The 24,890-nt window shown below is 73.5% G+C and carries 25 protein-coding genes and 1 tRNA gene; 12 read left to right on the plus strand and 14 right to left on the minus strand.

Features of this window, described 5'->3' with window-relative positions:
• Positions 1 to 74: 74 nt before the first annotated feature.
• Together JOD46_RS04050 and JOD46_RS04055 are read right to left on the minus strand one after the other, a co-directional pair.
• On the minus strand, positions 75 to 728 hold the full coding sequence (locus JOD46_RS04050) for an SRPBCC family protein (RefSeq protein ID WP_204391852.1): 654 nt from the start codon (positions 726 to 728) through the stop codon (positions 75 to 77).
• A 1-nt stretch (position 729) separates the two neighbouring features.
• On the minus strand, positions 730 to 1,089 hold the full coding sequence (locus JOD46_RS04055) for an ArsR/SmtB family transcription factor (protein WP_204391853.1): 360 nt from the start codon (positions 1,087 to 1,089) through the stop codon (positions 730 to 732).
• 203 nt (positions 1,090 to 1,292) lie between these two features.
• On the opposite strand from JOD46_RS04055, the gene JOD46_RS04060 reads away from it, so the two are divergent.
• The 4 genes from JOD46_RS04060 (at position 1,293) to JOD46_RS04075 (ending at position 4,122) form a co-directional block, all read left to right on the plus strand.
• Positions 1,293 to 1,880, plus strand: a complete 588-nt coding sequence (locus tag JOD46_RS04060) for a DUF937 domain-containing protein (RefSeq protein WP_204391854.1) — start codon at positions 1,293 to 1,295, stop codon at positions 1,878 to 1,880.
• A 131-nt stretch (positions 1,881 to 2,011) separates the two neighbouring features.
• Complete coding sequence (locus JOD46_RS04065) at positions 2,012 to 2,458, plus strand: FAS1-like dehydratase domain-containing protein (protein ID WP_204391855.1); 447 nt, start codon at positions 2,012 to 2,014, stop codon at positions 2,456 to 2,458.
• Complete coding sequence (locus tag JOD46_RS04070; protein WP_204391856.1) at positions 2,458 to 2,892, plus strand: MaoC family dehydratase; 435 nt, start codon at positions 2,458 to 2,460, stop codon at positions 2,890 to 2,892. Before JOD46_RS04065 ends, JOD46_RS04070 begins: the two co-directional genes overlap by 1 nt.
• Positions 2,893 to 4,122 carry a UDP-N-acetylmuramate dehydrogenase gene (locus JOD46_RS04075; RefSeq protein ID WP_204391857.1) on the plus strand — a complete coding sequence of 410 codons (1,230 nt, stop codon included), beginning with the start codon at positions 2,893 to 2,895 and terminating at the stop codon, positions 4,120 to 4,122.
• On the opposite strand, the gene JOD46_RS04080 is transcribed toward JOD46_RS04075, so the two are convergent.
• The 9 genes from JOD46_RS04080 to JOD46_RS04125 all read right to left on the minus strand — a co-directional run bounded on the left by JOD46_RS04080 (position 4,119) and on the right by JOD46_RS04125 (position 13,991).
• The gene (locus tag JOD46_RS04080) at positions 4,119 to 5,729 is read right to left on the minus strand and encodes a bifunctional phosphatase PAP2/diacylglycerol kinase family protein (protein ID WP_239562574.1); all 1,611 of its coding nucleotides are present in this window, start codon (positions 5,727 to 5,729) and stop codon (positions 4,119 to 4,121) included. The genes JOD46_RS04075 and JOD46_RS04080 overlap by 4 nt on opposite strands.
• Before the next feature lie 57 nt (positions 5,730 to 5,786).
• Positions 5,787 to 6,452 carry a response regulator gene (locus tag JOD46_RS04085; protein WP_204391859.1) on the minus strand — a complete coding sequence of 222 codons (666 nt, stop codon included), beginning with the start codon at positions 6,450 to 6,452 and terminating at the stop codon, positions 5,787 to 5,789.
• Complete coding sequence (locus JOD46_RS04090) at positions 6,449 to 7,654, minus strand: sensor histidine kinase (protein WP_204391860.1); 1,206 nt, start codon at positions 7,652 to 7,654, stop codon at positions 6,449 to 6,451. Before JOD46_RS04090 ends, JOD46_RS04085 begins: the two co-directional genes overlap by 4 nt.
• Before the next feature lie 21 nt (positions 7,655 to 7,675).
• On the minus strand, positions 7,676 to 8,572 hold the full coding sequence (locus tag JOD46_RS04095; RefSeq protein WP_204391861.1) for an ABC transporter permease: 897 nt from the start codon (positions 8,570 to 8,572) through the stop codon (positions 7,676 to 7,678).
• Positions 8,569 to 9,468: an ABC transporter ATP-binding protein gene (locus tag JOD46_RS04100; protein ID WP_204391862.1), complete on the minus strand. Its 900-nt coding sequence runs from the start codon at positions 9,466 to 9,468 to the stop codon at positions 8,569 to 8,571. Before JOD46_RS04100 ends, JOD46_RS04095 begins: the two co-directional genes overlap by 4 nt.
• 301 nt (positions 9,469 to 9,769) lie before the next feature.
• On the minus strand, positions 9,770 to 11,113 hold the full coding sequence (locus JOD46_RS04105) for an RNA polymerase sigma factor (RefSeq protein ID WP_204396225.1): 1,344 nt from the start codon (positions 11,111 to 11,113) through the stop codon (positions 9,770 to 9,772).
• The gene (locus JOD46_RS18875; protein WP_307834903.1) at positions 11,110 to 11,946 is read right to left on the minus strand and encodes a YciI family protein; all 837 of its coding nucleotides are present in this window, start codon (positions 11,944 to 11,946) and stop codon (positions 11,110 to 11,112) included. Before JOD46_RS18875 ends, JOD46_RS04105 begins: the two co-directional genes overlap by 4 nt.
• An 80-nt stretch (positions 11,947 to 12,026) precedes the next feature.
• Positions 12,027 to 13,031, minus strand: coding sequence for an isopenicillin N synthase family dioxygenase (locus JOD46_RS04120; RefSeq protein WP_204391863.1), 1,005 nt, complete (start codon positions 13,029 to 13,031; stop codon positions 12,027 to 12,029).
• Between the two features lie 273 nt (positions 13,032 to 13,304).
• A complete protein-coding gene (locus tag JOD46_RS04125) occupies positions 13,305 to 13,991 on the minus strand; it encodes a LysE/ArgO family amino acid transporter (RefSeq protein ID WP_204391864.1) in 687 nt (228 codons plus the stop codon).
• Between the two features lie 69 nt (positions 13,992 to 14,060).
• Between JOD46_RS04125 and JOD46_RS04130 the strand changes: the two genes are divergently transcribed.
• Entirely contained in the window at positions 14,061 to 14,972 is a 912-nt protein-coding gene (locus JOD46_RS04130) for a LysR family transcriptional regulator ArgP (RefSeq protein ID WP_204391865.1), read from the plus strand.
• Here JOD46_RS04130 and JOD46_RS04135 read toward each other — a convergent pair whose 3' ends face one another.
• Positions 14,973 to 16,487, minus strand: a complete 1,515-nt coding sequence (locus JOD46_RS04135) for a deoxyguanosinetriphosphate triphosphohydrolase family protein (protein WP_204391866.1) — start codon at positions 16,485 to 16,487, stop codon at positions 14,973 to 14,975.
• 13 nt (positions 16,488 to 16,500) lie between these two features.
• Positions 16,501 to 17,718 carry a pyridoxal phosphate-dependent aminotransferase gene (locus tag JOD46_RS04140; protein ID WP_204391868.1) on the minus strand — a complete coding sequence of 406 codons (1,218 nt, stop codon included), beginning with the start codon at positions 17,716 to 17,718 and terminating at the stop codon, positions 16,501 to 16,503.
• A gap of 106 nt (positions 17,719 to 17,824) precedes the next feature.
• Here JOD46_RS04140 and JOD46_RS04145 point away from each other — a divergent pair, with 106 nt between their 5' ends.
• Positions 17,825 to 18,217: a hypothetical protein gene (locus JOD46_RS04145; protein ID WP_204391869.1), complete on the plus strand. Its 393-nt coding sequence runs from the start codon at positions 17,825 to 17,827 to the stop codon at positions 18,215 to 18,217.
• Between the two features lie 99 nt (positions 18,218 to 18,316).
• Here JOD46_RS04145 and JOD46_RS04150 read toward each other — a convergent pair whose 3' ends face one another.
• The gene (locus JOD46_RS04150) at positions 18,317 to 18,724 is read right to left on the minus strand and encodes a DUF7144 family membrane protein (protein WP_204391870.1); all 408 of its coding nucleotides are present in this window, start codon (positions 18,722 to 18,724) and stop codon (positions 18,317 to 18,319) included.
• A 157-nt stretch (positions 18,725 to 18,881) separates the two neighbouring features.
• On the opposite strand from JOD46_RS04150, the gene JOD46_RS04155 reads away from it, so the two are divergent.
• The 6 genes from JOD46_RS04155 (at position 18,882) to rplA (ending at position 24,832) form a co-directional block, all read left to right on the plus strand.
• A complete protein-coding gene (locus JOD46_RS04155) occupies positions 18,882 to 21,974 on the plus strand; it encodes a hypothetical protein (protein WP_239563196.1) in 3,093 nt (1,030 codons plus the stop codon).
• Positions 21,975 to 22,038: 64 nt separating this feature from the next.
• A tRNA-Trp gene (locus JOD46_RS04160) sits at positions 22,039 to 22,111 on the plus strand.
• A gap of 41 nt (positions 22,112 to 22,152) precedes the next feature.
• A complete protein-coding gene (gene secE, locus JOD46_RS04165) occupies positions 22,153 to 22,428 on the plus strand; it encodes a preprotein translocase subunit SecE (RefSeq protein WP_204391872.1) in 276 nt (91 codons plus the stop codon).
• A gap of 66 nt (positions 22,429 to 22,494) precedes the next feature.
• The gene (gene nusG / locus JOD46_RS04170; protein WP_204391873.1) at positions 22,495 to 23,418 is read left to right on the plus strand and encodes a transcription termination/antitermination protein NusG; all 924 of its coding nucleotides are present in this window, start codon (positions 22,495 to 22,497) and stop codon (positions 23,416 to 23,418) included.
• A gap of 151 nt (positions 23,419 to 23,569) precedes the next feature.
• Entirely contained in the window at positions 23,570 to 23,998 is a 429-nt protein-coding gene (gene rplK / locus JOD46_RS04175; RefSeq protein WP_092672809.1) for a 50S ribosomal protein L11, read from the plus strand.
• Between the two features lie 144 nt (positions 23,999 to 24,142).
• On the plus strand, positions 24,143 to 24,832 hold the full coding sequence (gene rplA / locus JOD46_RS04180; RefSeq protein WP_204391874.1) for a 50S ribosomal protein L1: 690 nt from the start codon (positions 24,143 to 24,145) through the stop codon (positions 24,830 to 24,832).
• The last annotated feature ends 58 nt before the right edge of the window (positions 24,833 to 24,890 follow it).

A 24,890-nucleotide genomic window follows, 5' to 3' on the forward strand; every position in this document is an offset into this window, starting at 1 on the left:
AACCGCCCCGCCGGCGACACCCGGCGGGGCGGTTCCGCGTCGCGGCCGGGTCCGGTCGCGCCGGCTGCGGCGGGTCAGTCGGCACCGGGCGCGGCGGGCGCTCCGGTGTAGGCCGCGAACGTCGTGTCGGCGGCGCGACGCGCGGCCGCGGCATCCGCCCCGCTCGCGATGTGCGCGTCGGCCCACCGGTCGGCGCTCAGCCGGAGGAAGTGCACGCCCTCGTCGGTCTGCAGCCATTCGGCCGAGTTGTCGGGCCGCACCTCGCGCGTCGTGAGGTGCTGCGCGAGGCCGAGCAGGGCGCTGTCCCACCCGACGCCGGTGGCGCCCGGGCCGAACTGCTCCCACATCTCGGCGCCGACGTCGTCGGCGAGGGCCACGTGCTCGAGCTCGACGCGCGTGTGCTCGGCATCGACCGGGCTCAGTCGCACCGTCAGCCACGTGATGCCGCCGCCGAACTCCCAGGTGACGCCGAACGAGTTCGGGGCGTCGCAAGATTCGACCGTGCCGCTCGCGTTGCCTTCGATCGCATACCGGCCGCCGAGTCGCAGGTCGCCGCTGACCGGGAGGAACCATCGCGGGATGCGCTCGAGCGTGGTCATCGCGTCCCACACGTCCTCGATGGGCGCGCGGTAGGTCTGGGCGATCGTCTGCACATGCGCGGGTGCGCCCTCGCGCTCGCCGGTCGTCAGGGCGCGGTCGACCGCGTCGATCTGGGCCTGCGTGTCCATGTCAGTCCTCCTTCTCGGGTGAAGCGGATGTCGCGAGCCGACGTGCGCGCGCCGACCGCGCGAGTTCGGTGCCGAGCGCATCCAGGCGCGGCCGCCAGAACCGCTCGAACGGCCCGAACCACTCGGCGGCCTCGCGGATCGGCCCGGGGTCGAGCGCGTAGAGCCGTCGCGTGCCCTCGGCGCGCACCGAGGCGAAGCCGGACTCTCGCAGCACGCGCAGGTGCTGCGACACCGCCGGCTGGCTGATGCCGAACTCGCGCTGCACGACGCGCCCGATCTCGCCGGCCGGCAGTTCGCCGTCGGCGAGCAGTTCCACGATCCGGCGCCGGACCGGATCGCCGAGGATGTCGAGCGCGTGCACGACTCCATCATTCAGTGGCGACTTATATAAGTCAAGCTTGAATCTCGCGGAGAGCTTGGTCGAGAGGTCGCGAATGGCGCACGGGACGCGCATCCCCGACCGCTCGATGCGCGAGCGCGGGCGTCGGCGGGGTGCCGCGAGCAGGGGGTGGGCAGTAGCGTGAAGCGTGGAGCGCCCGACGGCGGGCGCGAAGGGGGAGCCGCATGGCCGCGTACGACGACATCATCGCCAACATCCCGATCTCCGACCTGGCCGCGAGGCTCGGCGTCGACGAGCCCACAGCCCGCCGGGCGGTCGACGAGGCCCTGCCGGCGCTGCTCGGCGGCATGGGCGCCAACGCGCAGGATGCCGCGGGCGCCGCATCGCTCGAGCGCGCCGTGCAGCACCACTCGCCGCAGCTGTTCGAGGGCGGCGTGAACCTCGACGAGGTCGACGAGGACGACGGCGGCAAGATCGTGCACAACGTCTTCGGCGCGAACACCGACCAGGTCGTGCAGAAGCTGGGCTCGACCGGCGGCACCGAGCCGGGGCTCATCCAGAAGCTGCTGCCGATCCTCGCGCCGATCGTGCTGAGCTTCCTCGCGAGCCAGTTCGCCAAGCGCAGCCAGGGCGGTGGATCCGCCCAGGCGGAGGCGCCCGCGGGCGGCGGCGGCATCGGCGACCTCCTCGGCGGGCTGCTCGGCGGCCTCGGGGGCGGCGGCGCTGCGGGCGGCGGTGCCGGTGCGGGCGGCGGCATGCTCGGCGGCCTCGGCGACCTGCTCGGCGGCCTGCTCGGCGGCGGCAAGCGCTGAGCCGACGCCCGCATCCGCGGCGAGTGGATGCCGAATGCACCGCCGGCGCGCTCGAACGGTGCGAACGGCATCCACTCGCGCGGCCCGCGGCTGCGCCGACCCGCCGCGCGGCCGCTGCGTAGACTGGCACGGTGCCAGTGAACCCCGAGCTGCAGGGCCGCGTGTTCGCGCCCACCCAGCCGTACCTCGTGGGTCGCGAGAAGGTGCGCGAGTTCGCGCGCGCCGTGTTCGCGACGAACCCGATCAACCTCGACGTCGAGGCCGCGCGCGCCGCGGGCCACGCCGACGTCGTCGCGCCGCCGACCTTCGCGGTGGTCGTGCAGGAGCACACGCTCGCGCAGCTGCTCGCCGAGCCCGACGCCGGCATCGACTTCACGCGCGTCGTGCACGGCGACCAGCGCTTCACCTCGTCGCGCCCCATCGTCGCGGGCGACGAGCTGACCGCGACCCTCACGGTCTCGAGCGTCAAGACGCTCGGCGCGCACTCGATGGTCACCGCCGAGTCGGTGATCACGGATGCCGCGGGCGAGCACGTCGTGACCGCGATCTCCACCCTCGTCGTGCGAGGAGACGAGTGATGGCCCCCAGCGCCGCCCCCGACTTCGACGCGCTCGCCGTCGGCGACGTGGTCGCCGAGCGCGAGTTCCACCTGACGCGCGACGCGCTCGTGCGCTACGCCGGCGCCTCGGGCGACTTCAACCCGATCCACTACCGCGACGACGTCGCGGCCTCGGTCGGCCTGCCGGGCGTGCTCGCACACGGCATGCTCACCATGGGCCTCGCGGTGCAGCCCGTGGTCGACTGGGCGGGCCACCCGGCTCGCGTCGTCGACTACCAGACGCGCTTCACGCGCCCGGTCGTCGTCGACCCCGAGGCCGGAGCCGACGTCACGGTCGTCGCGAAGGTCGGTCAGCTCGACGCCGAGGCGCGCGCGGCGCGCATCGACCTGACCGTGAGCTTCGAGGGCGCGACCGTGCTCGGCAAGGCGCAGGTGCGGGTGGTGCTCGCCTAGATGAGCGGGTCCGGAACCCCGGCATCGGCCGATCCGCGAGAGGAACACGACCTCCGCTTCGCCGACCTCACCACCCTGCGCGTCGGCGGCCCGATCGGCCGGCTCGTCACGGCGACCACGCGCGACGAGCTCGTCGACCTCGTCGTCGAGGCCGACGAGTCGGGCGAGCCGTGGATGGTCGTCGGCGGCGGGTCGAACCTGCTCGTCGGCGACGCGGGATTCCCCGGCACCGTCATCCGCATCGCGACCCACGGCATCGAGGTGCGCCCGGGCGACGAGGAGGGCACCGTCCTCGTGCGCGTGCAGGCCGGCGAGAACTGGGACGACCTCGTCGCGTACACCGTCGAGCACGGCTACGCGGGCCTCGAGGCGCTCTCGGGCATCCCCGGCTCGGTCGGCGCGTCACCCGTCCAGAACATCGGCGCCTACGGGCAGGAGCTGCAGAGCGCGCTCGTCGGCATCGAGTTCCTCGGCGAGGGCGAGCCCGAGCCCGGCTGGATGTCGGCCGACGAACTCGAGCTCGGCTACCGCACGTCGGTCCTGAAGCAGGGCCTGACGGGCGTCGTCGTCGCGGTCGAGTTCGTGCTGCACGACACGACCGCCGAGCGCGAGGTGCTCGGCGAGGCGCTCGGCACGCCCGTCGCCTACGCGCAGCTCGCCACGGCGCTCGGCGTGCAGCTCGGCGACCGCGTGCCGCTCGCGCGCGTGCGCGAGGCCGTGCTCGCCCTGCGCGCCGGCAAGGGCATGGTGCTCGATCCCGACGACCCCGATTCGGTGAGTGCGGGCTCGTTCTTCACGAACCCGATCGTCCCCGAGCGCGTCGCGCGCACGCTGCCCGCCGACGCGCCCCGCTGGTACGTCGAGCCCGAGGAACCCGACGAGGTCACCCCGCTCGCCGAACTCGCGGCCGAGTCGCCGCTCGACGCGTTCCTCGCCCACCAGGCCGAACTCGAGCGGGTCGGCGAGCAGGCGGCGGATGCCTCGGCGCCGCCGCCGCTCGTGAAGCTCTCGGCCGCGTGGCTCATCGAGCACAGCGGCATCCGCCGCGGGTTCGCGCTGCCCGGGTCGCGGGCCTCGATCTCGACCAAGCACACGCTCGCGCTCACCAACCGCGGCGGTGCGATGGCCGAGGAGGTGGCGCAGCTCGCCCGCTTCGTGCAGGGCAGGGTGCAGGCCGAGTTCGGCATCCTGCTGCACCCCGAACCGGTGCTCGTCGGCGTCGAGATCTAAGCGGCGCGTTCCGACGCGGCCGCGCGGACCGCGGGCCGGTACACGTCGAGCGCGCCCGGCACGACCCGGATCGTGGTGCGGTAGCCGGGCGCCGAGAGGTGCGCGGAGGCCGCGGCGGGCTCGTCGAGCGCGACCTCGCCGTCGTGCGCGAAGCCCGGCGGCTGCCCGTGCCGGGGCCGCACGTCGACCGTGAGCTCGGTGGCGGTGAAGGCCTCGACCCGCTCGGGGATGAGCCGCAGCGCACGCAGCACGGCGGCGGTGCGGTGCCCGAACGCGAGCGAGGCGACCGCGCCCGTGCGCGAGCCGGCGTGCAGCGCGCGCACGTCGAGCAGGCCGTCGTCGAGCGTGCGCCGCTGCAGCGGCGCGGGCAGGTCGCGGTCGTTGCGGCCGACGCCGACGAAGAGCGTCCACACCTGCGCCCGCCGTCCGTCGACCACGACCGTGACGGGGTCGGAGCGGCGCAGCACCCGTTCCGCGGCGATGATCGCCGAGAGCCACTTGTTGCCGAGCCGGTGCTGCAGGCGTTCGCGCTCGGCCACGAAGTCGGGGTAGACCCCGACCGACGCGACGTTCGTGACCGTGATCGGCTCGTGCTCGCCGAACGTCAGCTCGGCGACATCCACCCGCACGCCCTCGCCGCGCTGCACCGCGTCGACCGCGGCGTCGACGGACGGCACGCCCGCGGTGCGCGCGAAGTGGTTGAACGTGCCCGCCGGCACGACCATCAGGGGCACGCCCGCGCGCCGCGCGTCGTCGGCGACGCACGCCACCGAGCCGTCGCCGCCGCAGACTCCGACGATGCGCGGCGGCGTGGGCCGCGCGAGCGCCGCGCGCACGGCCTCGCCGGGGTCCTCGCCGGGCTCGAGCACGCGCAGCTCAGCCTTCGGCAGTCGCTCGGCGAGCACATCCAGGGGGTCGGCGCGCACGACGCTCGTGCCCGCCGACCGGTTGACGACGACGAACACGCCGTCGCCGTCGGGCGAGGCGGGCAGTTCGCGGTCGGCACCCGGCGGCACCGGCGGCGGGGGCGGACCGGGACGCGGGCGGATGATCGCCGCGCCGGCGGCCGCGACGCCGACGCCCAGCGCGAGCCCGCCGACCACGTCGGAGAGCCAGTGCGCGCCCGTGTGCAGTCGCGAGTACGCGACGCCCAGCGCGACCGGTGCGAGTGCGGCGCCGACCCGCGGCGACTCCAGCGCGACGCCCGTCGTGAACGCGGCCGCGCTCGCCGAGTGCCCCGAGGGGAACGTGCGGCTCGACGGCTGCACGGGGAGCCGTCGCCCGATGGGCACGTCCTCGAGCGTGGGGCGGTCGCCCCCGAAGACGCGCTTGGCGATGAGGTTCGTCAGCGCGCTCGCGGCGACGAGCGACAGGATGCCGCGGGCCGCCGCGCGCGGACGGCCGACGGCCGCGAGCACGCCCGCCGCGGTGAACCACAGCACGCCCTTGTCGGCGAAGCCGGTGAGCCGCGACCAGAACCGGTCGACGTGCGGATGGGTGTGGCGGGCGTTGATGCGGCGCGCGGCCGCGCCATCCGCTCGCTTCACCCACGCGGGCAGCAGGCGCGCACGCCGTGCCGCGACCCGCACGCCCGTGACCATGCCCATCCGCCCAGCGTACGGCCCGCCGGCCCGGGCACGGGGCAGGCGGCGTGCGCCCGTCGGCTACTCGGAGCCCGGGCCGGCCAGGAGCCCGAACTCCATGGCCCGGGTCACCGCGCGCGTGCGGTCGTTCACCTCGAGCTTCTCGAAGACGTGGATGAGGTGCGTCTTCACGGTCGCCTCGCCGATGTGCAGCATCCGGGCGATCTCGGGGTTCGAGCGGCCGTGGGCCACGTGGCGCAGCACCTCGAGCTCGCGCGGCGACAGCGAGGGCGGCGTCGGCGCGGTCGCGTCGGCGCGCACGCGGCGCACGAGCTTCGCGGCGATCGACGGCGCGAGCACGGTCTCGCCCGCGACGACCGAGCGGATGCCCGCGAGGATCTCCTCCTGCGGCGCGGCCTTCAGCAGGTACCCGCTCGCGCCCGCCTCGATCGCGGCGAGGATGTGGTCGTCGGTCTCGTAGGTGGTGAGCACGAGCACGCGCGTGGGTCGGACTCCCGGGCCCGCTGCGGCGAGGATGCGCTCGGTCGCGGCCGCGCCGTCGAGCACGGGCATGCGCAGGTCCATGAGCACGAGGTCGGGTCGCAGCTCGGCCGCGAGGGCGACGGCGTCGGCGCCGTCGACCGCCTCGCCCACCACCTGGATGCCCGGTTCGGCGTCGAGCAGCCCCACGATGCCCGCGCGCACGATCGGGTGGTCGTCGGCGACCAGCACGCGGATGGGGATCATGCCTCCACTCCCGTCGTCGTGCCCGCCGCTTCGGCCGCGTCGTCCGCGCCCCCGGCGAGGGGGACGAGCACCCGCAGCACGGCGCCGCCCGCATCGCCCGGCCCGAACGCCACGCGCCCGCCGACGAGCGCGACCCGGTCCCGCATGCCGGCGAGGCCGAAGCCGCGGTCGCCGGCCACGCCCGGACCCGGACCGTCGCCGTCGTCGCGCACCTCGAGCACGACCTCGCCGTCGAGCCGCGCCACCTCGACCTCGGCCGTCGTGGCGCGCGCGTGCTTGCGCACGTTCGCGAGCGCCTCCTGCGCGCAGCGCAGCAGCACCACCTCGAGCTCGCGATCGAGTCCCGAGACGTCCGCTGTCACCGTGACGCGCACGCCCGTCTCGCGCTCGAACCCCGCCGAGAGGCGGCGCAGCGCCTCGGCGAGCCCCGTGTCGGGGTCGACGGGCGCGAGCGACGCCACGAGCCCGCGCGCCTCCGTGAGCGCATCGCGCGCCATCTGCTCCATGAGCTCGACGTCGTCGCCAGCGGATGCCGCGGCCTCGCCCTCGACCGGCGCGAGCCGCCGCGACGTGCGCTGGGCCACCATCACGAGCCCGGTCAGGCTCTGCGCGATCGTGTCGTGGATCTCGCGGGCGAGCCGTGCGCGCTCGTCGACGACGCCCGCGTCGCGGTGCATCGCGGCGAGCTGCCCCTGGGCGGCCTGCAGGTCGGCCAGCAATCGCGCGCGCTCCTCGCCGTACTCGGCGATCCGGGTGATCCAGAGGCCCAGCGCGATGCTGAACACGACGGAGAGGGTGGCCACGGCCGCGCCCGTGGCGAACCCCTCGAGGCCGAACCGCGCGGTGTAGCCGACGACGATGGCGATCGCGACGAGCACGTTGGCGACGATCGCGCTGCGCACCGACGGGGCGGTCGACCACACGAACGGGTACAGGAACGCCTGCATGATCGAGAACGTCGGATCGAAGGTCGTGCCGACCGCGAGCAGGACCGCGTAGGCGATGGAGATCGCCAGGTGCGGGCCGGCGGCGACCTCGGGCACGCACCGGCGGCCCCAGGCCAGGTGCACCAGCAGGAAGGTGCCGGCGACGATCCACGTGCCGACATCGCGCGGCCCGTAGGGCGGCTCGATGAGCGAGAGGGCGACGATCACGGCGGTGACCGTGATCGCCGCGGCATCCCACCACCGCACGTTCTGCATGCCGTCAGACTCCCACAGTCCTCAGGCGTCGCGCCGGATCCAGCGGAACGTGAGCCGGCTGGCCACGAGGCCGACGACGAGCCAGGCCGCGAGCGCGACGGCCACCCAGCCGAGGTCCCACGACTCGTGCTGCTCGAGCACGGCGAAGTCGTCGGGCAGGAATGCGGCGCGCATGCCCTGCGCCATCCACTTGAGGGGGAAGAGGCTCGCGAGGTTCTGCATCCACTCCGGCAGCGCGCTGAACTGGAGGTACACGCCCGAGATGAACTGGAGCACGAGCATGATCGGCACGACCACGGCGCTCGCCGACTTGCCCGAGCGCGGCAGCGCCGAGAGCGCGATGCCGAGCAGGGCCGACGTGGTGATGCCGAGCACGAACACCCACGCGAACGTCAGCCACGCCTCGGGCTCGGTCGGCAGCGCGATGCCGAAGACCGTGCCCGCCGCGAGCAGCAGCAGCGCGGCCTGCAGCGCGCCCGTCACGAACACCTGCCCGAGCTTGCCGATGAAGTAGGACACCGGCGAGAGCGGCGTTCCGCCGAGGCGCTTGAGCGTGCCGTCGGATCGCTCGGTCGCGATGTCGACCGCGAGGTTCTGCACGCCCGAGAGCAGCAGGCCCGCCGCGAGCATGCCGGGCAGGTAGTACGCGCCGACCGAGATCGCCTCGGCGTCGGGCCCCGGCTGGATCTCGCCGGCCGAGCTGAAGGCGGCCGTGAAGATGCCGAGCATGATGAGCGGGAACAGGAACGTGAAGAACACGGTGTCGGCCGAGCGGAAGTAGCCGCGCACCTCGTGGCCGATGCGCGCGGCGCCGACGGCCGGTCGGCCGGGCCGCTTGGCCGTGCCCCGCGGGCCCCCGCCGTCGACGGCCCGGATGTCGCGGCGCGAGCCGGCCGCGGTCGTCTCGATGGTGCTCATGCGAGCGCCCCCTCCTCGTCACGGGCGTCGGCCGCCGCCGCGCCCACCAGGTCCAGGTAGATGTCCTCGAGGCTCGGACGGATGACCTCGAGCCCCTCGGGCTCGCCGTCGAGCGATCGCGCGATCGAGGCCACGAGCTCGGCCGGCCGCTCGGCGCGCAGCTCGCGCGGCGTGCCGTCGGGGTCCCGCCAGCGCACGAGCGGCACGCGCGCCCCGGCGCCGCCGAGCTCGTCGATCGGCGCGACGTCGACGAGGCGCCCGCCGAGGATGACTCCGGCACGGTCGCCGAGCTGCGCCGCCTCGTCGAGGTAGTGCGTCGTGAGCAGGATCGTCGTGCCCTCGTCCTTGAGCGAGCGGATGAGCCGCCAGAACTCGCGGCGCGCCTCGGGGTCGAAGCCCGTGGTCGGCTCGTCGAGGAACAGCAGCTCGGGCCTGCCGATGATCCCCAGGGCGACATCCACACGGCGACGCTGCCCGCCGGAGAGCTTCGAGATGCGCGTGCGCGCCGTCGCCTCGAGGCCGACGGCGGCGATCACCTCGTCGACGTCACGCGGGTCGGGGTAGAGGCGCGCGAAATGGGCGAGCTGCTCGCGCACGGTGTACTGCCCGGGCTCGGTCGCCGACTGCAGCACGATGCCGAGCCGTGCCTTCCAGTCGAGCCCGCCACGCGCCGGATCCTCGCCGAGCACGCGGACCTCGCCCGCCGTGCGCAGGCGATAGCCCTCGAGGATCTCGATCGTGGTCGACTTGCCCGCCCCGTTCGGGCCGAGCAGCGCGAACGTCTCGCCGCGCGGGATGTCGAGGTCGATCCCGTCGACCGCGGTGGTGCCGCCGTAGTCCTTGCGGAGGCCGCGGACGCGGATCGCGGGGCCCTCTTCGGAGGTGGTGTGGTCCATGCCTCCGAGCCTGCCGTGGCTGCGCGCCGGACGGCAGCCGTGGGCCGGTCGATCTTGCCCTCCACCGACCGGTGGATGCCCGGGCAGCCCCGCCGCACGCTCCCTGCTCCGCTTGTCCCGCGTCAGCGGCCGGACCCTGCACGCTTCGGTCCAGATCCGCGGATATACGATCCGCCGCGCCGACGAAGTCGTGCCGGCACCGGGGTGGCGGATCGTATATCCGCAGGAATGGACGCCGGCGGCCGGCGCGGGCGGGCGGGGCGGGGCGGGGGCGGCGCGGCGGCGGGCGGCGGCGCCGCGATCAGTCGGCGGGGTGGGTGGGCCCGAGCTCGGCGAGGCGGCGCTCGAGGAAGCGGCGCTCGGGCGCGGTGGGCGCCAGGGCGATCGCGTCGCGGTAGCGCGCGGCCGCGGCATCCGCCTCGCCCAGGCGGCGGAGCAGGTCGGCCTGCGCGGCGGGCAGCAGGTGGTAGCCCTCGAGGCGTCCGGATGCCTCGAGCAGCGCGAGATCGTCGAGCCCGTGCCGCGCACCGAACGCGAGGCCGCGCGCGATCGCGCGGTTGAGGGCGACGAACGGCGAGTCGGCGAGCATCGCGAGCGCGTCGTAGCGGGCGGCGATCGCGGCCCAGTCGGTCTCGTCGGCCGAGCGCGCGACGGCGTGCGCCGCCTGGATCTCGGCCTGCAGGCGGTACGGCCCGGGCGGTGCATCCCCGGCGCCTGCGGTGCCCCCGTCGAGCAGCGCGAGCCCCTCGGCGATCTCCGCGGCGTCCCAGCGCGAGCGGTCCTGCTCGGGCAGCGGCACGAGGTCGCCGGCGGCGTCGACGCGGGCCGCCGAGCGCGCGTGCTGCAGCAGCATCATCGCGAGGAGCGCGCGCGCCTCGTCGGCATCGGGGAGCAGCGCCACCACGAGCCGGGTGAGCCGGATCGCCTCGGCCGCGAGGTCGAGCCGCTGCAGCGCGTCGCCGTGCGAGGCGAGGTACCCCTCGTTCGCGATGAGGTAGAGCACGGCGAGCACGCCGTCGAGCCGCTCGGGCAGCAGGTCGGGCGTGGGCACCCGGTACGGGATGGCCGCGTTCCGGATCTTGCGCTTCGCGCGCGAGATGCGCTGCCCCATGGTGGGCTCGGGCACGAGGAACGCGCGCGCGATCTCGCCGGTCTCCAGGCCTCCGACGGTGCGCAGCGTGAGCGCGACGCGCGATTCCATCGGCAGCGCGGGGTGCGCGCACGTGAAGACGAGGCGCAGCCGGTCGTCCCACTCGGGCGACGGCTCGGCCACGACGTCCGCCGGGTCGGGCGGCCCGTCGCCGTGCCCCTCGAGCTCCTGCATCGCCATCCACTCCAGGACCTTGCCGCGTTCGACGCCGCGCCGGCGAAGCCGGTCGAGCGCGAGGTTCCGCGCGGCGGTCGTGAGCCACGCGCCGGGGGTGCGCGGCACGCCGTCGCGGGGCCACGCCTGCGCGGCCCGTTCGAAGGCGCCCGCGGCGGCCTCCTCCGCGACATCCCAGTCGCCGGTGACGCGGATGAGCGTCGCGACGACGCGCGCCCACTCGGAGCGGTACGCGTCGCGCAGGGCGGCCGAGACGCCGGGCGCGAGCGGGGCGGGCCCGCCGGCGCCCGGCGCCTCGTCCGAACCGGGTGCGTCGGTCAGAGCGCGGCCCCGGCGAGCGCCTCGGCGGCGGGCGGCTCGAGGCGACGGAACCGGTCGGCCCCCTCGCGCGCCTCCCGCACGAGGGGGTCCTCGTGCACGTCGAACGGCCAGAGCGGGCGCAGCTCGATCGCCCCGCCCCGGGCCATCGGATGCTTCGCCGCGACCTCGATCGCCTCGGCCAGGTCGCGCACCTCGATGAGGTCGAAGCCGGCCACCCACTCCTTGGCCTCGGCGAACCCGCCGTCGGTCACGAGCACCTCGCCGTGGCGGCGCTGGACGAACGTGGCGTCGGCCGGCGGGCGGAGCACCTCGCCGAACTGCCGCACGCCGCGGCCGTCCATCTCGCGCACCCACGCCTCGGGGTCGTCGTCCTCGGGCGTGCTGCCATCGACGGCGCCGCGCTCGCCGCCCGGTTCGGCGACGACGAGCATGAGGTAGCGGCTCCCGGCCGCGGAACGGTCGGCGAAGCCCGCGGGAACGACGCGCGAGCCCGGCTCGGCGTCGGGCCAGCGGACGAACGGGCGGATCTCGACCCGCCCGAATGAGGCGACCGGATGCTTCGACGCGACCTCGATCGCCTCGTCGAGGTCGCTCGCCTCGATCACGTCGAAGCCGCCGATCGACTCCTTCGACTCGGTGAACGGGCCGTCGACCACGAGCACCTCGCCGCCGCGCACGCGGACGGTCGTGGCATCCTGCTCGGGCCGCAGCCGCTCGCCGTACTCGGACACCCCGCGGGCCTCGACCTCGTCGACCCATTCGCCGACGTTGTCCTGCTCGGGCACGTACGGCAGGGCATCGGCGCCCTCGGCGTAGAACAGTGCGTACTCCATGGCGGAATCCTCTCTCTCGGTCACGCTACGCAGGTACGACGAACGAGGGAACCCGGTTTCGACACCGATCCCGGAATGCCTCAGGCGCCGACGAGGAGGTGCGGGTGCTGCGCCTCGACCACGTTCGGGTGGGCCCGCAGGCGGCTCTTCAGCCAGTTCTCGCCGAAGACCGCGTGCAGCGGGTTCGCGGGGTCCTCGGTGACGCCGCGGGCCTCGGCCGCGAGCGCCGGCGGCAGCTCGATGGTCGGGATGGTCGCGTCGAGCGACGGCCCGTGGAAGTAGGGGATCGAGATGCGCTCGGTGCCCGGCGCGGGCGAGACCACGCGGTGCAGCGTGGCCTTGAGGTAGCCGCCCGTCGCGATCTCGAGCAGCTCGCCGATGTTCACGACGAACGCGCCGGCGGGCGGGGTCACGTCGATCCACTCGCCGTCCTTCTCGACCTGCAGGCCCGCCTTGCCCTCCTCGACCGAGAGCAGCGTGAGCACCCCGAGGTCCTTGTGGGCTCCGACGCCCTGCGCGGGCTGCTCGGCCTCGACGCCGGGGTACCGGGCGATCTTCATGTACGGCGAGGGCGTGGCGAACGCCGCGTCGAAGGCGTCGGATGACGCGCCGAGCGCCTCGGCCCAGGCGCGCAGCAGCCGCGTGGCGACCTCGTCGAGGCGGGCGATCCACTCCTCGGCGACCTCGCGCAGCTCGGGCAGCGCGGCGGGCCAGAGGTTCGGGCCCTGCAGGATCCAGTAGTCGGGCGTGTCGGCGGTCATCGCCACCGCCGGGCGCTCGGCGCCGAGGTCGATCTGCTCGCGGATGTCGACGCGGCCGAGGGTGCGCTCGCCGCCCATGCGCGTGTAGCCGCGGAAGTGCGGGCTCGTCACGTTCTCGATCGCGAGCTTGTGCGATTCGGGCAGCGCGAAGAACGCGCGCGCGACGTCGTAGGCACGGTCGATGAGCTCGGCGGGCACGCCGTGGCCGATGAGCGAGAAGAAGCCCACCTCGTGGGTCGCGCGACGCAGGTCGTCGCGGAAGCGCGCCTGCTGCTCGGGCGTGCCGTTGAGGAGGGAGAGGTCGAGGACGGGGATGCCGGACATGTGCTGGTCCTTTCGAGGTGCCGGGATGGTGCGCCGACGGTGAGGCGGCCCCGGCATCCTTCGACGTCGGCTGCGTGACATCCGGTTCGAGACGTGTGCCTCGAGAGCGGATGCCGCGGAGCTGACGCGGACGCGTCGGATGCGGCGTGAGCACGGGGGCTGCGGTCGGCGGCGCGGAGGAATCGCGCCCTGGGGTCGTCGGGGAGACGACCGCCTAGCGGCGACAGCAGCGACAGGTGGTGGTGCTCACGATGCCCGACACGCTAGCACGGCTCAGGCGGGCAGCACGAGCGAGACCGCGATCGCGAGCATCACGACCGCGATGACGCCGTCGAGGATGCGCCACGAGCGCGGGCTCGCGAGCACCCGGCCGAGCAGCCTCGCGCCGTACGCGAGCGAGAAGAACCACACCGCGCTCGCGAGGATCGCGCCGGCCGCGAAGACCCAGCGCTGGTCGCCGTGCGTCGCGCCGACCGATCCGAGCAGCACGACGGTGTCGAGGTAGACGTGCGGATTCAGCCAGGTCAGGGCGAGGCAGGTGAGCACGACCGGGATCACGGCCGGTCGGGTGAGGACCCCGGTGGCGGGGGAGGAGGCGCCCCCACCCCTCCCCGCCCCGCCCGGTGCACCGCCGGTCTGCTGATCCTCGGAGGACACGGCGAGCCCCGACTCCGATCCGCGCAGCGCGCGGCGTGCGGCGAGGAACGCGTAGCCGACGAGGAACGCGGCACCCGCCCATCGCGCGACGCCGACCAGCCAGGGCGCCGCGTTGAGCGCCGCGCCCATGCCGCCGACGCCGGCGAGGATGAGGGCCGCGTCGGATGCCGTGCAGATCGCCGCGACGATGAGCACGTGCTCGCGGCGGATGCCCTGTCGCAGCACGAACACGTTCTGCGCGCCGATGGCGACGATGAGCGAGAAGCCCAGGCCCAGGCCGGCGAGGAGCGCGGAGAAGTCCATGCCTCGAGGCTAGGTTCCGGGCTCAATGAAAACCAGCTCAGGATTCTTCATCAGCATTAGCATCACTTCATGCAGATTCCGCTCGACCTGGCCCGAACCCTTGCGACGGTGCTCGACGCCGGCACGTTCGAGGCGGCGGCGGCCGACCTGGGCATCACGCCCTCGGCGGTCTCGCAACGCGTCAAGCAACTCGAGCTGCGGCTCGGGCGCGTCCTCGTCGTGCGCTCCAAGCCCGTGCGCGTCACCGACGCCGGCGCGGCCGTCGTGCGGCTCGCGCGCCAGCTCGCCCTGCTCGAGCACGACGCGCTCGCCGCGTTCGGCGGCGGCGACGCGACATCCGCCCGCCCCACGACCGTGCCCCTCGCCGTCAACGCCGACTCGCTCGCCACCTGGTTCCTGCCCGCGCTCGCGCGCATCGCCGAGCGGCACTCCGTCGTGTTCGACCTGCACCGCGACGACCAGGACTTCACCGCGGGCCTGCTCGAGTCGGGCGCCGTGATGGGCGCCGTCACCTCGCAGGCGACGCCCGTCGCGGGCTGCCTCGTGCGCCCGCTCGGGGTCATGCGCTACACCGCCGTGGCCACGCCGGGCTGGGTCGCCCGGTGGTGCCCCGATGGGGTGGACGCCGCGGCGCTCGCGGGCGCACTCGCCGCCGCGCCGCGGGTCGACTTCGACCGGCGCGACGACCTGCAGGCCGAGTACCTGCGGCGCATCGGGGCGGATGCCGCGGAGCCGCCGCGGCACTACGTGCCCGCGTCGAACGACTTCGCCACCGCGATCAAGCTCGGGCTCGGATGGGGGCTGCTGCCCGGCTTCCAGTCCGCCGCCGAACTCGAGCGCGGCCAGCTCGTGGCGCTCGGCGGCCCGCCCGTCGACGTGCCGCTGCACTGGCAGCAGTGGAACCTCGGGTCGCCGCTCCTCGACGCGATCGCCGACGGCATCACGACCGCGGCGCGCGCGGCGCTGACCTCGGCGAAGTAGCTACAGGTTCTGGCCGATGTCCCAGAGCCGGTCGGGCCGGCCGTCGATCGCCTCCGAGACCGCGAGCGCCTGGTCGTCGGAGAGCGAGGCGACGTAGTCGATCACCCCTCGGCCGACGCCGAGCGAGCCGACCGCGGATGCCTCGGGCACCGGCACCCCGTCGGGCGCCGACTCGCGCAGCCGCGCGTAGGCGTCGGTCGCGATCTCCACGAGCTCCTTCAGCCGCTGCGGCACGCGGTCGCGATCGTCCTCGTCGCGGATCCACGCGGTCAGGCCCTTCACCGCCCGCGTGAGCACGCGGCTGAGACCGCGCTGGTACATCACGATGTCGGAGCGGTCGAGGATGAAGTGCCGGTGCACGAACTTGAGGATCTCGACCTCGTGCCACGCCGGCCCGTCGAGCGTCACGAGTCCGGCGCGGACCACGCCCTCGGGCGCGGGCACGACCGACGACTGCAGGTGGGTGATCCACCGGTTCGTGAATGACGACAGGGCCCGCTCCGAGGCGATGGAGCCGTCGAAGGGGCTCGCGAGCAGGCCGTCGACGAGGTCGTCGGCGACGACGCCCACGGCGGCGCGGAACGTCTCGTCGTCGGCGATCCACGGGTCGCTCGCATTGAGCTTGCGCCGGAGCGCCTCGAGCGCGCTGCCCGGCGGCGCCGTGCGCCCGACCAGCTCGTCGGCGGCGAGACCTGCGAGCCGCACGCACGACTCCATCCAGCCGCGGAACTCGCGTGCCACCGCGCCCTGGCTGAGCAGGCCGGCCCGGTGGAAGTCGTCGACGTCGTGGATCGAGTACGCGATGTCGTCGGCGACGTCCATGATCGAGCACTCGAGCGACTGGCGCAGCGGCGGGAGGCCTCGGCGGGCCTCGTCGAGGTCGGCCGCGTCGATGCCGTACGCCGAGTACTTCGGCACGTCGACGCCGTCGGCCGTGCGCCGGAGGCCGCGCGGCAACGGGCCATCGCCGAGCGCGTCGACGTCGAGGAAGCGCGTCCACGGGTACTTCGCGACCGCCGTGCGCACCGCGGCGGTGAGGTTGAGGCCGCGCGGGGCCATCTCGCTCACGTCGAGCGCGGTGATGATCCGGTAGCTCTGCGCGTTGCCCTCGAACCCGTCGGGCAGGCCGAGCGTCTCGCGCGCGAGCCGGTCGAGCACGCGCTCGCCGAGGTGGCCGAAGGGCGGGTGCCCGAGGTCGTGCGCGCTCGCCGCCGCCTGCACGACCACCGCGTCGCAGCCGTGCGCGAGCGCGAACGCACGGTACGGCGAGGCGGCGTCGGTGAGCGACACGGCGATGGCACGAGCGACGGCCGTGACCTTGATCGAGTGCGTGAGGCGGTTGTGGATGAGCGGCCCGGCGCCGGGCTGGGCGATCACCTGGGTCACCGCCGAGAGCCGCGAGAAGTACGGCGAGAACCGGATCCGCTCGAGGTCGAGGCGGAACTGCGAATGCTCGCCGATGACGTCGGCGCTGCTGCGCGGTTCGGGTACCAGGCGCGACGCGCGGTCGATCATCGGCGGCGCCCGCTCAGGCGAAGAGGCGCTGCAGGCGCTGCACGCCCTCGAGCAGCGGCGCGTCGCCGAGCGCGTAGCTGAAGCGCAGGAACCCGCTCGGCCCGAACGCCTCGCCGGGCACCGCCGCGACCTCTGCTCGCTCGAGGATCAGGTCGGCGAGCTCGAGCGAGGTCGTGGGCGTCACGCCGCCCCACTCGCGACCGAGCAGCCCCGAGACATCCGGGTACACGTAGAACGCCCCCTGCGGGACGGGCACGGTCAGGCCCTCGATCTTCGACAGCTCGGCGACGATCGTGCGCCGGCGCCGGTCGAACGCGCGTCGCATCTCCTCGACCGCATCCTGCGGGCCGGTGAGCGCCGCGATCGCGGCACGCTGCGAGATGTTCGAGACGTTGGAGGTGAGGTGCGACTGCAGGTTCGCGGCGCCCTTCATGACGTCGGCGGGGCCGACCATCCAGCCGAGGCGCCATCCGGTCATCGCATAGGTCTTCGCCACGCCGTTCACGAGGATCGCCTGGTCGGCGAGGCCGGGGACCGCCTCGACGATCGACAGCGCCCGCGGCGGGGTCGCGGACTCGTCCTCGGCGTACGTGAGGTTCTGGTAGATCTCGTCGGAGATCACCCAGATGCCGTGCTCGAGCGCCCACTCGCCGATCGCCTTCACCTGCTCGGGCGGGTACACGGCGCCCGTCGGGTTCGACGGCGACACGAACAGCAGCGCGCGCGTGCGCTCGGTGCGAGCCGCCTCGAGCTGCTCGACCGTGACCAGGTAGCCCTGGTGGCTGCCCGCGAACACGTCGACCTGACGACCGCCGGCGAGCTTGATCGCCTCGGGGTAGGTGGTCCAGTACGGCGTGGGCACCAGCACCTCGTCGCCGTCGTCGAGCAGCACCTGGAACGCCTGGTAGACGGCCTGCTTGCCGCCGTTGGTGACGACGACCTGGCCCGCGCCGACCTCCAGGCCGGAGTCGCGCAGCGTCTTCGCCGCGACGGCCTCGCGCAGCTCGGGCAGGCCCGCGGCGGGCGTGTACCGGTGGTTCTTCGGGTCGCGCACGGCCTCGAGCGCCGCCTCGACGATGTGCGCGGGCGTCGGGAAGTCGGGCTCGCCCGCCGCGTACGAGATCACCGGCCGACCCTCGGCCTGGAGGGCCTTCGCCTTCGCATCGACCTTCAGGGTCGCGGACTCGGCGATGGCGGAGATTCGGGCGGAGAGACGGCGCTGATCGGTCACGACTCCCAGCCTAGGATGCGCGGCCGCCGCCTGTCAGCGGGCCCGCGCGATCGCGACGCGTGCGCGGCGACCGGGCCGCCCCGCGCCGGGCTCCTACACTGGCGCCATGTCGACCACGACGGCTCCGTACGACGGCCCCGAGGGGCTCTGGAACGCCGATCCGATCGAGCTGGCCACGGCGTTGTTCCGGCAGGCGTTCGCGCCGCTGGCGGCGTCGCCGCTGCCGGAGCAGCGGATCGACCGGTTGCCCGACGACCTCGCGGCGCTCGGCGGGTTCGCACTCGGGATGGTCCGCGTCCGCGGCCAGCAGCCCGGCGCCATGCTCCTCCAGCTCGCCCTCGAGTGCGTCCTCGTCTGGGAACGCGCGGGCATCGCCGCACGCGAGTCCACGGGAACGAACCTGAACGTCGTGCACGTCGTCGTGATGCTGCGCATGGGCGTCGCGGTGCTCGCCTCGCCCGACCCCGAGGCCACCGTCCGGCAGCTCCTCGGGCGCTGATCGGGCCGGCCGCCGCCGCCGCCGGGGCGCAGAAGGGCGCCGCGGCGGTTCCCCAGGCCGCGGCGCCGGCGCCCGCCCCCACGGGCGCGCCTCTGCGGGTCAGGCCTCCCTGACCGCGAGCTCCTTGCCGTGCACCGTCAGTGCGTAGATCACGAAGATGTCGAGCGCGATCACGATGAGCGACCACCACGGCTGCGAGGGCAGCAGGAAGATGTGGCCCACCGCGTTGAGCGAGGCGAGGATGACGGCGACCACGCGCGCCCACGTCGCGCCGGTGAACAGCGCCAACCCCACGAGGATCAGCAGGACGCCGATGAGCAGGTGCCACCAGCCCCAGCCCGCCACGTCGAACAGGAACAGCGTGCCGCTCGTGACCACGAAGTACGCGCTCCCGGGTTGCAGGATCGCGATGAGGCCGTAGATCGCATCGATGGCGCCGGCGATGATGAGGATGGTGCCGGCGAACCAGCCCCAGCCGACCCAGCCGGTGACACGGACGTCGCTCATGTCGTGTTGCTCCCTTCCGGAGCGGGCCCGTCGCCGGTCGGCGACGCCCGTGCCGCTCTCGCGTCACGGTACCGCCGGGCGCGAGGGGTCGGATGGGACATTCGTCCCGTGCGAGAAGTGGGACGATCGTCCCACTCGTGCTAGCCTGCGCCCCGTGATGACGCGCCCCCGGCAGGCCCTGCGTGTCGGGGTCGCTGTCCTGGTCCTGCTCGCCCTGGGGGCGGGCCTGGCCGCCGTGCTCACGGATGCGCTCGGCATCCGTTCAGAGGCGGCGGAGATCCCGGCCGAATCTGCGGCAGTCGCGGAGGCGGCGCCCACCGTCCTGCCACCTCGGTTCAGCGGGATCGCCGCACCCGACCGGCCCCGCATCGCAGCGGCCCTGGCCGAACTCGACGACGCGGTCGCCGATGCCGCCGGCACCTCGGGCACGGCCACCCTCACCGTCGAGGCCGGGGCCGCCCCCGAGGACGAGTCGTATCGGCTCGAGGGCACGCCGGACGCGCTCCGCATCGTCGCCCCCGGCGAGACCGGCGCCGCCCTGGCCGTGCACGACCTCGCGGCCGCGGTGCGGGACGGCCGATCGATCGCCGACCGCCTCGGCGAGACGGTCGCGCCCAGGCTGGGATTCCGGATGGCGGACCTCGGCGCCGTCGGCGTGGCCGTCGACGAGCAGGCGTGGGCCGCCGGCGACGACTACTCGCACAACTCGCGGGCGTTCGAGGACGTCATCCTGCCCGAGGCGCCCTACATCGACGAGGACGCCCTCGCCGTCGCGCGCGACGAGTTCGACGCGTACGTGGCGCACCTCCTCGCCGAGGGCTACAACGCCGTGACCGTGCCGGGCCTGCTCGAGTACCTGACCTTCTCGGATGTCGGCGACGGCAGCGAGGTGTACCAGCTCGACGATGAGCACGTCGCCCGGGCCCTCGCGATGCGAGACGCCTTCGGGCCGATGTGGAAGTCGGCGCACGACGCGGGACTCGAGGTGTTCCTCCGCACCGACATGCTGGTGCTCACGACGCCGCTCGAGCAGTACCTCCACGACCGCTTCGGGGGCCTCGCGACCGAGGATCCGGCGTTCTGGGAGGTGTACTCGGCGGGGTTCGACGAGCTCTACCGCGAGATGCCGTACCTCGACGGCGTGCTCATCCGCATCGGCGAGGCGGGCCAGGTCTACGACCTGCCCGAGTGGGACTACCGAAGCGAGCTCGCCGTCACGACCGTCGATGCCGTCCGCGCCATGCTGACGACCCTCCTGGCCCAGGCCGAGCGGTCGGAGCGCGAGCTCATCTTCCGCACGTGGAGCGTCGGCGTCGGCGCCGTGGGCGACATGCACACCAACCGCGACTCGTACCACGCTGTGCTCGACGGCATCGACTCGGACCGGCTGATCGTGTCGACCAAGTACACGCTGGGCGATTTCTACAGTCACCTGCCGATCAACGACACCCTCGAGATCGGCGACCAGCGCCGCATCATCGAGTTCCAGAGCCGCCGCGAGTTCGAGAACTTCGGCGCCTTCCCCAACGACCTCGGCCCGCTCTACGCGGGAGCGCTCGACCGGCTGCTCGCCGCGAACCCGCGCATCGAGGGCATCTGGACCTGGACGCAGGACGGCGGGCCCTGGCGCGCGGGGCCGCTCTCGCTCGAACTGAAGGCGGGGCTCTGGCAGCTCGCCGAGCTGAACACCGAGCTCGCCGTGCGCCTCGCGCGCGACCCCGGCACCGACCCCGCGAGCGTGACCGCCGACTGGGCGCGGCGCTGGTTCTCGGACGACCCGGGGACGGTTCGTGCGATCGCCGAGGCGATGGCCTCGTCGCGCGAGGCGATCACCGACGGCCTCTACATCGCGCCCTTCGCCGACCGCCGCGTGTACGCGATCGGGCTCGAACCGCCGCCCATGATGTGGATCTTCGAGTGGGACATCCTCACCGGCGACAGCGCCTCGCTCGACGTCATCTACGAGATCTCGCGCGACCGGCTCGACGAGGCGATCGCCGGCGGACAGCAGGCCGTCGAGGCGGTCGAGCGCATGCGCGCGTCCATCGCGGCGACCGACCCGGCGACGTGGAAGGACGCGGCGCGGCACCGCGCGTTCCTGGACACCCTCGATTACGAGGCGTCGACGCTGCACATGCTCGCCGACTACCGCGCCATGGTGCTGCACGGCGCCGAGTGGCACGACACGCGCTCCGCCGACGCTCGGGCGGCCTGGGATGCCGCGCGCGCGGCCTTCGTCGAGAGCGCCGCGTCGCACGAGGCGGCCTACGCCGGCGACCCCTACCTGCCCGCCTACAACCTGACGGCCGCGCGCCTCGGGCTGGATCGCGCCGAGCGCGACCCGGCGATGGCGTTCGCGTCGGGGGTCCTGCTCGCCGCTGTGCTGGCCTGGATCGCGTTCGGCGTCGCGGCCCGGTCGCCACGTGTCGCGCGGTGGCCCGCCGCCCGCGCGGCGCGGGCCACGTGGATCGCCTCGACGCAACCGTGGCGCGCCGCCGAGGCGACTGCGGAACTGGGTCGCGCCGATCGGGCCCTGCTCCTCGCCGTGCCCGCCGCGGGGCTCGTGCTCAGCCGCGCCATCCTGACCTGGTTCGCGGCGCCGGCGCACCTCGTCGCGACGCTCGGCGCCTGGGCGGTCTTCGCGCTCGTGCTGGCCATCGTGACCAGGCTGGTGCGTGCGCCGTGGCCGGCCGTCGCCGCCGCGGTCGGCGGGGCGGCGCTGCTGCGCGTCGCGCTCCTCAGCGCCGTGCTCGTGCCGACGGGGCCCGGCGGGTACTGGTTCGGCTTCTGGACGGACCCCGCGGCGCGCTCGCTCTACACCGCGATCGCGTTCGCCCTCTTCGCCTGGGTGCTCGTCGCCGGCGCGTGGGCGCTGGCCGCCCCGCTCGGGGGCCGACGGGCCGCCGGGGTCCTCCTGCTCGCCGCGGGCATCGCCCTCGCCGCCGTCGCGGCCCTGGTGGGGGTCATCGGGCTGGAGCGCGCGCTCACGGCCTGGAACGACCAGATGGCGCTCCTGCCGTGGGGCCTGTCGCGCATCCTCGGCATCACGGTCTACCTCGGGATCCCGGCGGAGACGCCCTGGTGGATCGCCGCCGCGGGCCTCGGCATGGCGCTCGCGGGCGCCGTGCTCGTCGCGATCGCCCGGCGAAGCCCCGCCCGCGGGGCCGGTTTGGCGGACCATCCGGCGTCGCATACACTTGGTGAGGTTGTTGAAGTCAGCCAAGATCGATCGCGCCCTCGAACGGTTTGAATCGCTCGGGAGCGCGTCGTTCCGGCAGGCTTCGACCCTGTGATCCGGCTCCGTCGGGTCGCATAGGGCGGTGGCTCAATTGGTAGAGCAGCGGTCTCCAAAACCGCAGGTTGCAGGTTCGAGTCCTGTCCGCCCTGCGAGCCGGCCGGCGATGGCCGGCCCATGAAAGGTGTACGAGGTGGCCCGGAAAGTACTCGACGAGCCCAGCGAGGACGTCGTCGCCAATGCCAAGCGCGAGCGCGCGGCACGGCGCAACCCCTTCGCCAGGATCGCCCTGTTCATCCGGCAGGTCATCGGCGAGCTGAAGAAGGTCGTCACGCCCACCCGCAAGGAGCTCTTCAGCTTCACGACGGTGGTGCTGGTCTTCGTGGTGATCATGATGGCGATCGTCTGGGCGCTCGACCAGGTCTTCGGACTTGCGGTCCTGTACGTCTTCGGAACGCCGGGGGTCTGATCGGGCCGTCGGCCCGTACCCGCCGCGCGGATTCCGCCGGTTCGGCAAGCAAAGGATTGGAACACAGTGACGAGGAACGAGCGCGAGGACGTCGACTGGGCCACCGCCGCTGAGCAGTCGTCCGAGGTCGAGGAGGCCCAGGAGGGCGCCACCCAGGAGCGCGACGAGGACTCGGTCGAGCCGGCCGAGCACCGCGCCGTCCACATCGTCGACGACGAGGGCACCGAGATCGACCTCGACGCCGTGCTCGACTCGCTCGCCGAGGCATCCGACCCCGAGGCCGACGCCGTCGTCGACGACGCGCTCGACATCGACTCCGTCGAGGAGGCCGAGGCCGCCTTCGAGGCGGTCGTCGAGGAGGACGAGGAGCACGACCCGTACGAGGCGTTCCGCAACGAGCTGCGCTTCCTCCCGGGCAAGTGGTACGTCGTCCACTCCTACGCGGGGTTCGAGCGCCGTGTGAAGGCGAACATCGAGCAGCGCCGCGAGACCATGGCGATGGCCGACTTCATCCACCAGGTCGAGGTGCCGATGGAGGACGTCGTCGAGATCAAGAACGGCCAGCGCAAGATGGTCACGCGCGTCCGCGTGCCCGGCTACGTGCTGGTCCGCATGGACCTCAACGAGGAGAGCTGGTCGGTCATCCGCCACACCCCGGGGGTCACCGGCTTCGTCGGCAACGCGCACAACCCCACGCCGCTGCGCTTCGAAGAGGCATTCAACATGCTCAAGCCGCTGGTCGACCTCACCGAGGTCGCCCCGGCGAAGGGCGCGAAGGGCGCCGCCGCCGGCGGTGCCGCCCGCCAGGTGCCCGCCGAGGTCGACTTCGAGATCGGCGAGACCATCACCATCAAGGACGGCTCGTTCGCGGGCCTGCCCGGCACGATCAACGAGATCAAGCCCGAGAGCGGCAAGCTCACCGTGCTGGTCTCGCTGTTCGAGCGCGAGACCCCGGTCGAGCTCAGCTTCGACCAGGTCACCAAGCTCTAGACCGAACACAGCATCCGCGCAGCGACCCTCCGGTATCATCGCAGGGTTGTGCTGCGTTCCGCACACACAGACCACCGCAACCCGGATCCGCCGGGACCTGCGGGAGAGTGCCCCGGCCCAGGCCGGGCGTTCGAACAGGAAGAGAGAAATCATGGCACCGAAGAAGAAGGTCACTGGTCTGATCAAGCTTCAGATCAAGGCCGGCGCCGCCAACCCCGCCCCGCCGATCGGCCCGGCGCTGGGTCAGCACGGCGTCAACATCATGGAGTTCTGCAAGGCGTACAACGCCGCGACCGAGGCCCAGCGCGGCAACGTCATCCCGGTCGAGATCACCGTCTACGAGGACCGCTCGTTCACGTTCGTCCTCAAGACGCCGCCCGCCGCCGAGCTGATCAAGAAGGCCGCCGGCGTCGCCAAGGGCTCGGGCGTCCCGCACACCACCAAGGTGGGCAAGATCACGCAGGCCCAGGTCCGCGAGATCGCCGAGTCGAAGATGGTCGACCTCAACGCCAACGACATCGACGCCGCGTCGAAGATCATCGCGGGCACCGCTCGCTCGATGGGCATCACGGTCGAATAAGGCCCTCGGTCGTCGAGTCGCGCCGCTCCGCCGGCGCGTCTCGAGACCTGAGACGGATGCCACGCGGCATCCGTCACCACAGAACTCCCATTCGTGGCAGCGCCCGCCAGGCGCGATGACCACACTCTCGCAAGGAGAACCAACATGGCACAGAAGTCCAAGGCCTACCGGGCCGCGGCCGAGAAGATCGAGGCCGGCAAGTACTACACCCCGAGCGACGCCGTCGCGCTCGCGAAGGAGACCGGCTCGGCGAAGTTCGACTCCACGGTCGAGGTCGCGCTGAAGCTCGGCGTCGACCCCCGCAAGGCCGACCAGATGGTGCGCGGCACCGTCATCCTCCCGCACGGCACCGGCAAGACCGCTCGCGTCATCGTGTTCGCGACCGGCCCGGCCGCCGAGGCCGCGATCGCGGCCGGCGCCGACGAGGTCGGCGGCGCCGAGCTCATCGAGAAGGTCGCGGGCGGCTACACCGCGTTCGACGCGGCCGTCGCCACGCCCGAGCTCATGGGCCAGGTCGGCCGTCTCGGCAAGGTCCTCGGCCCGCGCGGCCTCATGCCGAACCCCAAGACCGGCACCGTGACCCCGAACCCGGCGAAGGCCGTCGAGGAGATCAAGGGCGGCAAGATCGAGTTCCGCGTCGACAAGCACGCCAACGTGCACTTCGTCGTCGGCAAGGCCTCGTTCTCGCAGGACCAGCTCGACGAGAACCTCAAGGCCGCGCTCGAGGAGGTCGTGCGTCTCAAGCCGTCGAGCGCCAAGGGCCGCTACATCCAGAAGGGCGCCGTGTCGACCACGTTCGGCCCGGGCATCCCGCTGGACGTCAACGCCATCTGAGTCGCCTGACTCGTCACGAGGGGCCCGCCGGTTCGCCGGCGGGCCCCTCGTCGTTCCC

This window comes from Agromyces aurantiacus (genome assembly GCF_016907355.1).
GTDB classification, from domain to species: Bacteria; Actinomycetota; Actinomycetes; order Actinomycetales; family Microbacteriaceae; genus Agromyces; species Agromyces aurantiacus.